Source organism: Muricoccus pecuniae, assembly GCF_014199205.1.
Lineage (GTDB): Bacteria > Pseudomonadota > Alphaproteobacteria > Acetobacterales > Acetobacteraceae > Roseomonas > Roseomonas pecuniae.
The window spans coordinates 181,800-193,736 of record NZ_JACIJD010000003.1 but is presented as its reverse complement, the minus strand read 5'-3'; the positions used below and the strand labels follow the sequence as shown (position 1 = coordinate 193,736).

The following is an 11,937-nucleotide window of genomic DNA, read 5'->3' as shown; positions in this document are numbered from 1 at the left end:
CGCCGGCGCGGTGCCCCGGGGTCAGCGGGCCGTGGTCAGCAGGCCGGGGGTCAGCGGGCCGGGGCGGCGCCCGTCACGACGTTGCCCTGGAAGTCGAGCCCGACCTCGGCGGTCTGGCCACCGCGCATCGCGCGGCCGCGCCACACGCCGGACTCGTCCTTCTTCAGCTCCTGCACCCCGGTGAAGCCGGCCGCCTCGATGCGGCTGCGCGCCTGGCCCTCGGTGAAGGAGTTGGCGCCGGCCGCGGGGGTGGTGGTGGTAGCCGGGGCGCTGCCGGGATTCTCGGTCCGCACTGCGGACTGGCCGCCGGTCATGCCGCCGCCCGTCGTCGTCGTGGTGCTGCCGGAGGTGCTGCCCAGGCCGGCGCCCTGGGTGGCAGTGCCCGCGCGGGACTGGGAGGCGGCGGGGCCGGTCGTCGTGCCCGGGGCGGCGGTGCCGCCGGGGGCCTGGGTGGCGGGCGCCATGGTCATGGCGGGCGCACCGCCGGTGGTGCCCTGAGAGCCGGGGTTGGCGGTGTTGCCCTGCTGGGCCAGGGCCGGGGTGGCCAGGGCCGCGGCGATGGCCAGGGCGGCGACGCTCGTGCGCATTGCGGTTTCTCCCAAAACGTTCTGCCCCATGGGACCGGCCTCGAGGCTCTCGCCTCTCTGGCCCTGCCCGGGACTTTCGGATCGAAGGCGCGACGTTCCGCACCTCGCACGGGGTTAACGCCGCAACGGCCCGGAGGGCGGCGCCCCTCACGCAGCCGTGAGTCCCCTCCTCGCCACGCCCCCGGCCCGCGCCGGAAGCGGTAGTCCCCCCGCATCGAGGCGGCAGTCCCCCGCGCCTGAGGCGATGGTCCCCCGCTCCGGAGGCTGTGGCCCCGGGCCGCCCCCCCTGCTATACGGCCCCTTCGATCGCCGCCGTGGCCGGGGCCGGAAGGCCCCGCTGCGGGCGGCTGAACAGGTTTCGGGAAGTCCCCATGGCCCGCAGGCGACAGCTCTACGAAGGCAAGGCGAAGGTCCTCTTCGAGGGCCCCGAGCCCGGCACCCTCGTCCAGTACTTCAAGGACGACGCGACGGCCGGGAACGGCACGAAGAAGGGCGTCATCACCGGCAAGGGCGTGCTGAACAATCGCATCAGCGAGTACCTGATGACGAAGCTCGGCGAGATCGGCGTCCCCACCCACTTCATCCGCCGGCTGAACATGCGCGAGCAGCTCATCCGCGAGGTGGAGATCATCCCGCTGGAGGTGGTGATCCGCAACATCGCCGCGGGCAGCCTCGCCAAGCGCCTGGGCATCCAGGAGGGCACCCGCCTGCCCCGCTCGATCGTCGAGTACTACTACAAGAACGACGGCCTCCAGGACCCCATGGTTTCCGAGGAGCACATCACCTGCTTCGGCTGGGCCGGCACGCAGGACCTGGACGACATCGTGGCGCTCGCGTTGCGGGTGAACGACTTCCTCACCGGCCTCTTCCTGGGCGTCGGCATCTCCCTGGTGGACTTCAAGCTGGAATTCGGCCGCCTCTACGAGAACGACGAGATGCGGATCGTGCTGGCCGACGAGATCTCCCCGGACAACTGCCGCCTGTGGGACTCCAAGACCGGCGAGAAGATGGACAAGGACCGCTTCCGCCGCGACCTCGGCAAGGTCGAGGAGGGCTACCAGGAGGTGGCCAAGCGCCTCGGGATCCTGCCCGAGGCCGGGATGCGCGACATGAAGGGCCCGGAGCTGATGCAGTGAGCGCCGCGAAGGGGCTGAAGGCCCGCGTCTTCGTCATGCCGAAGAACGGCGTGCTCGACCCCCAGGGCAAGGCGATCGGCCACGCCCTCGGCACCCTCGGCTTCGAGGGGATCGGCGAGGTCCGCACGGGCAAGGTGATCGAGCTGGAGCTGTCCGAGACCGATCCCGACGCGGCGAAGGCCGCCGCCGAGGCGATGGCCCGCAAGCTGCTGGCCAACACCGTGATCGAGTCCTTCCGGGTCGAGATCGCCTGAGGGCGATCCCGGGGCGGACGGGCATCCAGGGGCGATGATCAAGACCAGCCTCCTCATCATGACCGTGCTGACGGTCCTGATCGCGATGCTCCTCTCCTGGAGGGAGCGCCGCATGGCGGTGGCCCGCCCCGCGCCCCCCGCGCGCGGGGCGCGCAGGGGCCGCGCGCCCGGGCTGATCGCCCGCGGCAAGGCGGGGATCGACCGCTGGATGACCGCCGCCGCCATCGCGGCCCTCCTCACCATCGCCGTGCTCGGCGGACTCCACTGGCTCAGGGTGTTCCAGCAATGAACGCGACCATCCTTCTCTTCCCCGGCACGAACCGCGAGCGCGACATGGCGATCGCGCTGCAGCGCGCCACGGGCCGCAAGCCCTCCATCACCTTTCACCGGGAGACGGAGCTGCCCGCGGGGACGGACCTCGTCGTCCTGCCCGGCGGCTTCTCGCACGGGGACTACCTCCGCTGCGGCGCCATGGCGGCCCAGTCCCCGATCATGGGCGCGGTGCGGGACTTCGCGGCGCGGGGCGGCCACGTGCTCGGCGTGTGCAACGGCTTCCAGATCCTCTGCGAGGCTGGGCTGCTGCCGGGCGCCCTCCTCCAGAATGCGGGTCTGCGCTTCCTCTCCATGGATTGCGTTCTCCGCGTCGAGCGCGCCGGCACCCCCTTCACCGCCCGCTGGCAGAAGGGCGCCACCTTCCGCGCGCCCATGGCCCATGGCGACGGCAACTACTTCGCCGATGACGCGACGCTGGACCGGCTTGAGGGCGAGGGCCTCGTCGCCTTCCGCTACGCCGACCGCAACCGCAACGGCGCCGCGCGGGACATCGCCGGCATCCTCTCCCCCAACCTCCGCGTCCTCGGGCTGATGCCGCACCCCGAGGACCTCGTGGACCCCCTGATGGGCGGCGAGGACGGGCTGCCCCTGTTCCAGAGCCTCGCGGAGAGCCTCGTCTCGGCCTGAGGCGGTGGGGAGCGGTCCCCTACCCCCGCACGAGTCGTGCGAGGCCGTAGAGGACGCCCGCCCAGACCGGCACGGAAATACCGAGGCCGATGATGATCCCGCGCGCCGGGCTGCCGAGGTGATCCGGCTCCTCCAGGGAGGGGGCCTTGCCGGGCGCCTCGGCCGCGCCGGGCCTGGCCTTCCCGCGGAGGAGGGAGAGGAGTTCCGGGCTGGCCTCCCTGCGGCCGGGCCGCCGGCTCTCCTCCGCGGCGCCTCCCCCGGCGAAGCCGACCCGCTCCATCTCGCTGCTCTCGAGAGACATGCCCAGACCCCTGCGTTCCGTGCGCGCAGGATGGGGAGAGAGATGCTGCACAAGTCTTAACGCGCCCGGGCACGACCCCGTGCGCGTCGGGGGGGCGCGGGCTCAGACGCCCAGTTCGCGCCGGTAGCGCTCGAAGCAGGCGGCGCCGCATTCCAGCCGCATCAGCGCGCCCTCCGCGATGGCCGGGGCGAGGCCGGGATCGGAGGCGACGAGGGGGTGGATCGCCTCGGCGTTCCAGGCGAGAGCGTGCTTCACGTCCAGGATCGCGTGCAGGTCGAAGTAGTGCCGGTCGCCCGAGGGCACGCCCAGCCGCTTCAGCCCCTCCGCCACCAGCCCCGCGCGGGAGGGCGCGGTCTGCTCGATGATCCCCAGCGCGCCGACGGACTGGTAGGCGTAGCGGCGGTTGGCGGCGAGCCCGGCCATGACATTGGCCAGGGCCAGCGATTCCCACACCGTCGTCTCCACCCGCGGCTCCAGCCCGAGCCGGTGGGCGAGGGTCTCCAGCAGCGGGCCGTGCATGCCCTTGGCGTTGCCCCGGCCCATCTCGTCCCAGTAGTTGCGGGCGATCTCCAGCTTCGGGCGCTGCGGCAGCTTCACCTGGGTCAGCGCCGAGAGGTCCTCGAACCCCGCCTCCCCGGCCACCTCCTGGGTCAGGAACCAGCACATCTGCTCCCGCGTCGCCTTCTCGGCGAGCCAGGGGAAGAGGGGGTCGTTCTGGCCGGGGCCATCCCTCTCCAGCCCGGCGAACCAGGCGACGAAGCCGTCCGCGTCCCGCGGCGCCGCGGCCGCGCGCTCGGCGACGGCGGCGCGGCGGGCCTCCAGGAACTCGCCCTCCCGCAGGCTCCACTCGGCCATGTGCCGGATGTCGTCGCGCCAGTCGCCCGCCGGCAGGGCGGGGTCGAAGCGGCGGCGGTTGAACTCGGCGAGGCCGCGCTGGAAGTCGGCCTCGTCGCTCTCGGGGCGCGCCGTGCCGGTGGTGGTGGTGAAGAGGCCTTCTGGCACGTCGCTTATCCCTCCCTCGCGACCGTGAGCACCACGGCGGCGATGCGGTCGGCCCCGCGATAGGCCTCGGCCTCCAGCTCCTCGCCGAAGACGTCGGGGTCCATCTCGCGATAGGTCCAGGCCGCGTTCTCCCCGGCAATTCGGGCCAGGGCGGCGGAGCGGAAGGGGTCCTCCCCGTTCACGACCGCGGCACCGGTGTAGAGGACGAGGGCTCCGCCCGGCGCCAAGCGCTCCAGCGCCGCGTCCAGGATGGCGAGCGACAGCCCCGCCCCGAGCGGCCCGCCGCCGTGGCGGTAGGTGCGCTCCGCGGGGTCCACGAGATAGGGCGGGTTGGCCACGATCAGGTCGGGCGCCCCCTCGACGCCACCCAGCAGGTTGCTGTGCACCGCCCTCGCCCGGCCAGCGCCGTTCAGCGCCGCGTTAATGCGGGCGAGGCGGAGGGCCGCGCCGTTGATGTCACCGAGAGTGACCTCCGCCTCCGGCCATGCCCGCGCGACGAGGATGCCGCCCGGCCCCGCGCCGCAGCCGATGTCCACCGCCCGCCGCACCGGGCGCTGCCGCTCCCGCAGCGCGTCCTCGATCGCCCGGGCGAAGCGGTAGGTATCGGGGCCGAAGAAGACGGAGTCCGGCTCGGTGGTGGGATGGGCGGAGTGGAGGAAGGCCAGCCCGTCGAGGCAGGAGAGCCGCACCCGGCTCCGGAGCAGCCCGCCCGCCTCCTCCAACGCCCCGCCGGCGCGCAGGAGGTCGAGCATGGGCTCCGGCAGCAGGCCCGGGTGGAAAGGGCGGCTCCAGCCGAAGACGCCCCGGAGATCCCGCGCCTCCTCGTTGCCCGGCCGGGCATTCACCCGGGCATGGGTCGCGGGGGTGGGGGTGATGAAGGCGTAGCCCTCGGCCAGCAGCGCGCGGGCGAGGTCCAGGAGTGCCCGGTCTTCCGGCGGCAGGGGGATGGGGTCGGACATGCGGGGCCTCTACGCCCGGGCACGCCGCCGGTTTCCGCCCGCAACGAAAGCTCCCTACCGCGCGCCCTCCGCGCCGGGGGCCGCCTGCCCGCCGGCATCCTCCTCCCGCATCCGCTCGCGCATCCCGCCGCTCTCCCCCGCGCCGCGCGCCACGGGCCGGTGCACGTTGCCGGAGGTGACCGGCGAGGGCGGGCCGTCCTCCATCTGGGACTTCTGCACGGCGCTGCCGGCGAGCTGCTGGGCGAGGGCCGGCCAGACCTGCCCGCCCAGCACCGCCGCCTGCGCCTTCCAGCCCACGGCGTATTCCCGCACGGGGTCCACGGAGACGCGCACGATCGCCTCCGCCACGTCCTCCGGCGCGTCCATCATCATCATCCGCGCCTCGCGCCCGGTGTAGTTGCCGGCATGGACCCAGTAGGGCGTGTCCACCGCCCAGGGCAGGACGGAGGCGACCTTGATCGTCGTCGTCCGCGCCAGCCGCATCTCCTCGTTGATCGCGGCGCCGAGGCCGAGCAGCGCGGCCTTCGTCGCGGCGTAGCTCGCGTGATAGGCGACCGGCACCCGCCCCTCGACGGAGGCGATGTTCACCAGCGTGCCCCCGCCCTGCGCGCGGAACTGGCGCAGCGCGGCGTGGCTGCCCGCGATCGCGCCCTTCAGGTTCACGTCCACGATCCGCATGTGATCCTCGATCGGGATCTCCTCGAAGCGCCCGATGGAGGCGACGGCGGCGTTGTTGATCCACACGTCGATCTTGCCGAAGCGCTCCACCGCGGCCCCCGCCAGGCGCTGCACGGCCGCGGGGTCCGAGACGTCGGTCGGCACGACGAGGGCCTGGCCGCCCCCGGCCCGCACCTCGGCCGCCACCTCCTCCAGCAGCTCGGCCCGCCGCGCAGCGAGCACGACATTCGCCCCCAGCGCCCCCAGCCGAACCGCCACCCCGCGCCCGAGCCCGCTGGACGCCCCCGTGACCACATAGGTCCGCCCCGCGATCCGCCCCCTGTCCGCGGCGGAGGAGGAGGGCACGGCGCAGGCGGACAACAGCCCCCCGACGAGGGCGAGGGCGGCGAGGGGGAAGAGCGGAAGGGGCAAGGGCAGCACGGGGTGGCCTCCGGGAAACCCGGCGCGGCGCACCCGCCCGGGCCACAGCCCTTAACCCCCGGGCGGGCCCATCGTTCCACCGGCCGCCACGCGGCCCGGCCGGGCGGCCAGGAGGCCGCGCGAAACACCCGCCCCGCATGCGCCCCCGTGCCGGCGCCCGACGCCGCGCGCCACCCAGGGGGGACCGGGCCGGGGAATCCTCCCTCCCCCGGCCCTCAGCCAGGGATCAGCGCATCGGCGGCGCGTATTGCAGCCCGCCCTTGGTCCAGAGATTGTTGATCCCGCGCTGCACGCCCAGCGGCGTGATGTTGCGGTCCCACATCTCCCCGAAATTGCCGACCTGCTTCACGATCTGCACCGCCCAATCAGGCGCGACGCCGAGCGACTTGCCCAGGTCCCCCGTCACGCCCATGAAGCGCTGCACCTCCGGCAGCGGGCTGTTGCGGAAGCTGCCGATGTTCTCGCTGTCGATCCCCAGCTCCTCGGCCGTGAGCTGCGCGAAATGCGCCCAGCGCACGATGTCGAAGAACTTCCAGTCGCCCTTGCGGACCATCGTCCCCAGCGGCTCCTTCGAGATGATCTCGGGCAGCAGAAGGTACTGATCGGCGTTCGGCCCCTGGGTGTAGCGGAAGGCGGCGAGCGAGCTGGCATCGGTGGTGAAGGCGTCACAGCGCCCGGCGATGAAGGCGGCCCGCAGCTCCTCCAGGTTCTCGATCACCAGCGGGGTGAAGCGCATGCGGTGGACGCGGAAGTAGTCCGTCAGGCTCAGCTCCGTCGTCGAGCCCGGCTGCACGCAGACCGTCGCGCCGTCCAGCCCGCGCACGGAGGTGACGCCGGAGGCCTTCTTCACCATGAAGCCGGTGCCGTCGTAGAAGTTGATGCTCGCGAATTCGAGGCCGAGCGCGGCCTCCCGCCCCAGCGTCCAGGTCGTGTTGCGGACGAGCATGTCCACCTCGCCCGATTGCAGCGCGGTGAAGCGGTTCGTCGCGGTGGTGTTGATGAAGCGGACCTTGTTCGCGTCCCCCAGGATGGCCGCCGCCACGATGCGGCACCCATCGGCATCCAGCCCGCGCATCGCGCCCTGGCTGTCCGGCAGGCTGAACCCCGCCGTGGTGCCGGCCACGCCGCAGAGCACCGCGCCCCGCGAGCGGATGGCCCCCATCGTGTCCGCCGTCGATTGCGCCCCGGCGGCGCCCGCCGCCCCGCACAGCGCCGCGGCCCCGAGCACCGCCCGCCCGACCGCCGCCCGTAATCCCTTGATCATCCAGCCCGCATCCCATCCGAGAGGTTGGAAGACGCGCGACCGGCAGGTTCCCCCCGGGCCGTGTTCCCGGCCCAGCGGGGAGAGGCTAGCGGGCGGGAGGCCCGGATGCCAAGCGCGGCATCCCCGGCCCTCCCGCGATGAGGCGCGGGATCAGCGCTTGATGAACTTGAAGAAGCGGCTCTCCTTGCCGTCCGCCGTCTTGTCCTGATGCAGGAAGGCAAGCTTGCGATCCTCGAAGGTCTCGAAGAAGTCCTCCCAGGAGATCTCCTCCAGCTTGTCCTCCTTCGGGCCGAAATCGACGCGGAGGATGCCCTCCCCGTCCTCGCCCTCGGTTCCCGAGACGACGCTGGGGCGGCCGCCGCGTGACTCGATCCACTGCTGGATGACCTTGTGGTCGGTGGTGGTGTTGCCCTGGCTCATCGTACTCTCCTACTCGTTCTTTGCTTCACAGGGGTTGTCGGGTGGGGAACACAGGTAAAGAATGCTGGTTGCCTTACAAGGACGCGCTGACAAGCGATAAATATGACTCCAGAGATATCGGAATTTTCTTACGGTTTCGCTTTGACAAACGAGTTAGTGGGATGGTTGCCGGTATCGGCAGCGCCCATTTTCCCAAGCCTGATTGAGGAGGGACGGCAAGGAGGAGGATACGATGTAAAGTTGGAACTGCCCGCGATACCGATGTACCTCCAATTTAAACGTGCAGATTGCATGACGAGACGAAGTGTCTGGGAAATTCGAGATTATAAACTTGGGCTAGAGCTTCCTTTTTTTCGTTTTAAGATTACGGAGTCAGGAAAATCTAATCAGCACGAAATGCTGCTCCACCTCGATGATGGGGAAAATCTGGTCTATTACGTCGCACCTCGGTTCCATCGGTATCGAGAGATCAATGATGCCTGGAGCAACAACGCCGTTGCAAGCAGGTCTATCTTTGTCTCCCCTCAACAGATTGGCATTTTAAATGAAGAACCACATCATGTGGCATATGATAGCAATTCTGCCTATCTTTGTTCGGAACCGAGAGAGGTCAGATTTCAACATAGTGTCGAAGTTCTAGAACGGCTACAAAGCCTTCTTGAAAATGATGCTCGCCCCCTTGGCTCAAGGATTGGCGAAATCAAAAACTCAATGAATCGCGCTTTGATCCGCACTAGAGATCGTGCGGTCACGCGCCGCCAGGATACCAGATCTTCGTTTTTCGATGAAATGGAGGCAGCGTTGCTCGCAGAACCACGTTCCGAAACTAGGATGGAGGAGGCGACAGTACCTCGCATCCCAACGAGGCCCGCACGGCCGCTTTCACGCGAGATTGAAGAGTTGCGAGAAATATCAGACGCAGCCGCGAAAGTTTTCGGCGCACAACTCCTGCTGGTGCAGCCAAGGCGCTAGAAAGACAGCCAGAACCTTGACTTTTTTCCTATGTTGCTGTAGCTTCCTCCCATGCCCCTCCCCCACGCCCCCCGCCTAACCCCACCCGCCCCCTGGTCCCCCCTCACCGACCTCCAGTTCCACGCCCTCCTCCCCTACCTCCTCCCCCGCTCCCTGGCAGGCCGCAAAATAGCCGATCTCCGCGCCCGCATGGACGCCATCTTGCACCTCACCGCCACCACCGCCCCCTGGCGGGAGGCCCCGGCGGCCGATGGCACCCCGGCCACCGTCGCCCGCTACTACCGCCGCCTCACCCATAACGGGCTATGGGAACGTCTTCTTGTCGCCCTGGCCGAGGCCGCGCCGGGCCACCCCCTCCGCCAGATCGAGCACCTGATCGTCCGCGCCTGCCGCCGCGCCCACCGAATGCGCGGCATCGGGTTGCTCGTCCTCATCCGCCGCCTCGGCCTGCGCTCCGCCCTCAACGGCCCGCCCTGGCTGCTGCCCGACCCCGATTTGTCCGAAACCCTCGCCCGCGCCCCGCACCCCCTTGGAATCCCGCGCTCCCGGGCCGGAAGGCTGGCGCGGGCGGGGTATCTCCGGGCCGTTACCTGGCTCCTGAAGGCCGCCGAGGGCCGCGCCCGCATCCCGCGCAGCGTCCGCCTGGCCTGGCCGTAGCCCACCCATGCGCGCGGCAACCATCCCCACCCCCGAAAGGCCCCTGGACAAGCCGCGCCCCCCTGTTGACAACGCGCCCATGCCGAATGCCGCCGAAACCCCCGCGAATCTCCTGGAAGAGGCCCGCGCGCGCCAGCTCGCCGCGGAATTCGGCCTCAAGGGCGATGAGTTCGACCGCGTGCTGGCCATCCTCGGCCGCGCGCCCAGCCTCACGGAACTCGGCATCTTCTCCGTGATGTGGAGCGAGCACTGCTCCTACAAGTCCAGCCGCGTCTGGCTGCGGGAGCTGCCGACGAAGGCCCCCTGGGTCATCCACGGCCCCGGCGAGAATGCGGGCGTGATCGACATCGGCGACGGGCTGGCCGCCATCTTCAAGATGGAGAGCCACAACCACCCCTCCTTCATCGAGCCCTACCAGGGCGCGGCCACCGGCGTCGGCGGCATCCTGCGCGACGTCTTCACCATGGGCGCGCGGCCCATCGCCAATCTCAACGCGCTGCGCTTCGGGGATGTGAACCACCCCCGGACGAGGCAGATCCTGGATGGCGTGGTGCGCGGCATCGGCGGCTACGGCAACTGCGTCGGCGTGCCGACGGTGGGCGGGGAGGTGAACTTCCACCCGGCCTACAACGGCAACCCGCTGGTCAACGCGATGACGGTGGGCATCGCCCGCCAGGACCGCATCTTCCTCTCCGCCGCGGCGGGGGTGGGGAACCCCGTGGTCTATGTCGGCAGCAAGACGGGGCGGGACGGCATCCACGGCGCCACCATGGCCTCCGCCGAGTTCTCCGAGGATGCGGAGGAGAAGCGCCCCACCGTGCAGATCGGCGACCCCTTCGCCGAGAAGCTGCTGATCGAGGCCTGCCTGGAGCTGATGGAGACCGACGCCATCGTCGCCATCCAGGACATGGGCGCCGCCGGCCTCACCTCCTCCTCCGTCGAGATGGCGGGCAAGGGCGGCGTCGGCATCGAGCTGGTGATGGACAACGTCCCCCAGCGCGAGGAGGGGATGACGGCCTATGAGATGATGCTGAGCGAGAGCCAGGAGCGCATGCTCATGGTCCTCAAGCCCGGCGAGGAGCACGTGGCCGAGGCCATCTTCCGCAAGTGGGAGCTGGACTTCGCCGTGATCGGCCACCTGACCGATACGGGCCGCATCACGCTGCGCCACCGCGGCGTGCTGGAGGCCGACATCCCGCTCGCCCCGCTGGAATCCGAGGCCCCGCTCTACCGCCGCCCCACGGTGGAAACCCCGAAGCAGCCCGTGCTGGACGCCGCCTCCGTCCCCGACCCCGCCGGCATCCCCGCCGCGCTGCGGACCCTGGTGGCGAGCCCCGACCTCTGCTCCCGCCGCTGGATCTGGGACCAGTACGACAGCACCGTGGGCGGCCAGACCGTGCGCCGCCCCGGCGCGGCGGATGCCGCCATCGTCAAGCTGGAAGACAGCCCCCGGGCGCTCGCGATGACGACCGACGTCACCCCCCGCTACGTCGCGGCCGACCCGGAGGCGGGCGGCGCGCAGGCGGTGGCCGAGACCTGGCGCAACATCACCGCGACGGGCGCGAAGCCGCTCGCCATCACCGACAACATGAACTTCGGCAATCCCGAGCGCCCGGAGATCATGGGCCAGTTCGCCGCCGCCATCCGCGGCATGGCGGCGGCCTGCCGCGCGCTCGACTACCCCGTCGTCTCCGGCAACGTCTCCCTCTACAACGAGACGCGCGGCGGGGTGGCCAACCCCGTCTCCATCCTCCCCACCCCCGCCATCGGCGGCGTCGGCGTGATCGAGGATGCGCGGCAGGCCGTGGGCCTCGCCCCCCGCGCGGGGGAGGAGATCGTGCTGCTGGGCGAGACGCGGGGCCATCTCGGCCAGTCCCTCTGGCTGCGCGAGATCGCGGGCCGGGAGGAGGGCGCGCCGCCGCCCGTGGACCTCGCCGCCGAGCGCCGCAACGGCGACTTCGTGCGGGAGGCCATTCTCGCCGGCCGGGTCACCGCCTGCCACGACCTCGCCGATGGCGGGCTGCTGGTCGGCCTCGCCGAGATGGCGCTGGCCGCGGACCAGGGGCTGGCGATCGAGCCGGCGCCGGAGGGCATCCCCGCCCACGCCTTCTGGTACGGCGAGGACCAGGGCCGCTATCTCTGCGCCACCACCGATGCCGCCGCCCTGGTCGAGGCCGCGCGCGCCGCCGGCATCCCCGCCGCCCGCATCGCGCAGGTGGGCGGGGAGAAGGCCTTGGCGCTGCCGGGCCACCCCGCCATATCCCTGGACGAGCTGCGCGCGGCGCATGAGGGCACGCTTCCCGCCCTCATGGCCGAGCGCTGAGGAG

At 71.0% G+C, this 11,937-nt stretch carries 14 protein-coding genes; 7 read left to right on the top strand and 7 right to left on the bottom strand.

The features are described 5' to 3' along the window. Window positions 1-50: 50 nt before the first annotated feature. Window positions 51-587, bottom strand: coding sequence for a hypothetical protein (locus tag FHS87_RS23375; protein WP_221299533.1), 537 nt, complete (start codon window positions 585-587; stop codon window positions 51-53). A gap of 371 nt (window positions 588-958) precedes the next feature. On the opposite strand from FHS87_RS23375, the gene purC reads away from it, so the two are divergent. The 4 genes from purC to purQ are packed head-to-tail and all read left to right on the top strand — an operon-like array spanning window position 959 to window position 2,937. After that, window positions 959-1,723, top strand: coding sequence for a phosphoribosylaminoimidazolesuccinocarboxamide synthase (purC, locus tag FHS87_RS04660; RefSeq protein ID WP_184514384.1), 765 nt, complete (start codon window positions 959-961; stop codon window positions 1,721-1,723). Between the two features lie 14 nt (window positions 1,724-1,737). Then, a complete protein-coding gene (purS, locus tag FHS87_RS04655; protein ID WP_184514664.1) occupies window positions 1,738-1,977 on the top strand; it encodes a phosphoribosylformylglycinamidine synthase subunit PurS in 240 nt (79 codons plus the stop codon). A 34-nt stretch (window positions 1,978-2,011) separates the two neighbouring features. Beyond that, window positions 2,012-2,266: a hypothetical protein gene (locus tag FHS87_RS04650; protein ID WP_184514382.1), complete on the top strand. Its 255-nt coding sequence runs from the start codon at window positions 2,012-2,014 to the stop codon at window positions 2,264-2,266. Next, a complete protein-coding gene (gene purQ / locus FHS87_RS04645) occupies window positions 2,263-2,937 on the top strand; it encodes a phosphoribosylformylglycinamidine synthase subunit PurQ (RefSeq protein WP_184514381.1) in 675 nt (224 codons plus the stop codon). Before FHS87_RS04650 ends, purQ begins: the two co-directional genes overlap by 4 nt. Window positions 2,938-2,956: 19 nt before the next feature. On the opposite strand, the gene FHS87_RS04640 is transcribed toward purQ, so the two are convergent. The 6 genes from FHS87_RS04640 to FHS87_RS04615 form a co-directional block, all read right to left on the bottom strand. Beyond that, window positions 2,957-3,238 carry a hypothetical protein gene (locus tag FHS87_RS04640; RefSeq protein ID WP_184514379.1) on the bottom strand — a complete coding sequence of 94 codons (282 nt, stop codon included), beginning with the start codon at window positions 3,236-3,238 and terminating at the stop codon, window positions 2,957-2,959. Between the two features lie 102 nt (window positions 3,239-3,340). Beyond that, window positions 3,341-4,240 carry an iron-containing redox enzyme family protein gene (locus FHS87_RS24430; RefSeq protein WP_312861878.1) on the bottom strand — a complete coding sequence of 300 codons (900 nt, stop codon included), beginning with the start codon at window positions 4,238-4,240 and terminating at the stop codon, window positions 3,341-3,343. Between the two features lie 5 nt (window positions 4,241-4,245). After that, window positions 4,246-5,199 (bottom strand): methyltransferase, encoded by a 954-nt coding sequence (locus FHS87_RS04630; RefSeq protein WP_184514377.1) that lies wholly within the window; start codon window positions 5,197-5,199, stop codon window positions 4,246-4,248. Window positions 5,200-5,253: 54 nt separating this feature from the next. Then, window positions 5,254-6,297, bottom strand: a complete 1,044-nt coding sequence (locus tag FHS87_RS04625) for an SDR family NAD(P)-dependent oxidoreductase (RefSeq protein ID WP_221299531.1) — start codon at window positions 6,295-6,297, stop codon at window positions 5,254-5,256. Window positions 6,298-6,523: 226 nt separating this feature from the next. Continuing rightward, on the bottom strand, window positions 6,524-7,561 hold the full coding sequence (locus tag FHS87_RS04620; RefSeq protein ID WP_184514375.1) for an amino acid ABC transporter substrate-binding protein: 1,038 nt from the start codon (window positions 7,559-7,561) through the stop codon (window positions 6,524-6,526). Between the two features lie 150 nt (window positions 7,562-7,711). Then, window positions 7,712-7,981: a hypothetical protein gene (locus FHS87_RS04615; protein WP_184514374.1), complete on the bottom strand. Its 270-nt coding sequence runs from the start codon at window positions 7,979-7,981 to the stop codon at window positions 7,712-7,714. A 240-nt stretch (window positions 7,982-8,221) separates the two neighbouring features. Between FHS87_RS04615 and FHS87_RS04610 the strand changes: the two genes are divergently transcribed. From FHS87_RS04610 to purL, 3 genes are all read left to right on the top strand, one after another. Continuing rightward, the gene (locus FHS87_RS04610) at window positions 8,222-8,953 is read left to right on the top strand and encodes a hypothetical protein (RefSeq protein WP_184514372.1); all 732 of its coding nucleotides are present in this window, start codon (window positions 8,222-8,224) and stop codon (window positions 8,951-8,953) included. A 51-nt stretch (window positions 8,954-9,004) separates the two neighbouring features. Beyond that, entirely contained in the window at window positions 9,005-9,610 is a 606-nt protein-coding gene (locus FHS87_RS04605; protein WP_221299530.1) for a transposase, read from the top strand. 79 nt (window positions 9,611-9,689) lie between these two features. Beyond that, the gene (gene purL, locus FHS87_RS04600) at window positions 9,690-11,933 is read left to right on the top strand and encodes a phosphoribosylformylglycinamidine synthase subunit PurL (RefSeq protein ID WP_184514370.1); all 2,244 of its coding nucleotides are present in this window, start codon (window positions 9,690-9,692) and stop codon (window positions 11,931-11,933) included. Window positions 11,934-11,937 lie beyond the last annotated feature (4 nt).

Coding starts and splice junctions, on each gene's coding strand:
- FHS87_RS23375 (WP_221299533.1), bottom strand. CDS start 587: ATGCGCACGAGCGTCGCCGCCCTGGCCATCGCCGCGGCCCTGGCCACC.
- purC (WP_184514384.1), top strand. CDS start 959: ATGGCCCGCAGGCGACAGCTCTACGAAGGCAAGGCGAAGGTCCTCTTC.
- FHS87_RS04650 (WP_184514382.1), top strand. CDS start 2,012: ATGATCAAGACCAGCCTCCTCATCATGACCGTGCTGACGGTCCTGATC.
- purQ (WP_184514381.1), top strand. CDS start 2,263: ATGAACGCGACCATCCTTCTCTTCCCCGGCACGAACCGCGAGCGCGAC.
- FHS87_RS04640 (WP_184514379.1), bottom strand. CDS start 3,238: ATGTCTCTCGAGAGCAGCGAGATGGAGCGGGTCGGCTTCGCCGGGGGA.
- FHS87_RS04630 (WP_184514377.1), bottom strand. CDS start 5,199: ATGTCCGACCCCATCCCCCTGCCGCCGGAAGACCGGGCACTCCTGGAC.
- FHS87_RS04620 (WP_184514375.1), bottom strand. CDS start 7,561: ATGATCAAGGGATTACGGGCGGCGGTCGGGCGGGCGGTGCTCGGGGCC.
- FHS87_RS04615 (WP_184514374.1), bottom strand. CDS start 7,981: ATGAGCCAGGGCAACACCACCACCGACCACAAGGTCATCCAGCAGTGG.
- FHS87_RS04605 (WP_221299530.1), top strand. CDS start 9,005: ATGCCCCTCCCCCACGCCCCCCGCCTAACCCCACCCGCCCCCTGGTCC.
- purL (WP_184514370.1), top strand. CDS start 9,690: ATGCCGAATGCCGCCGAAACCCCCGCGAATCTCCTGGAAGAGGCCCGC.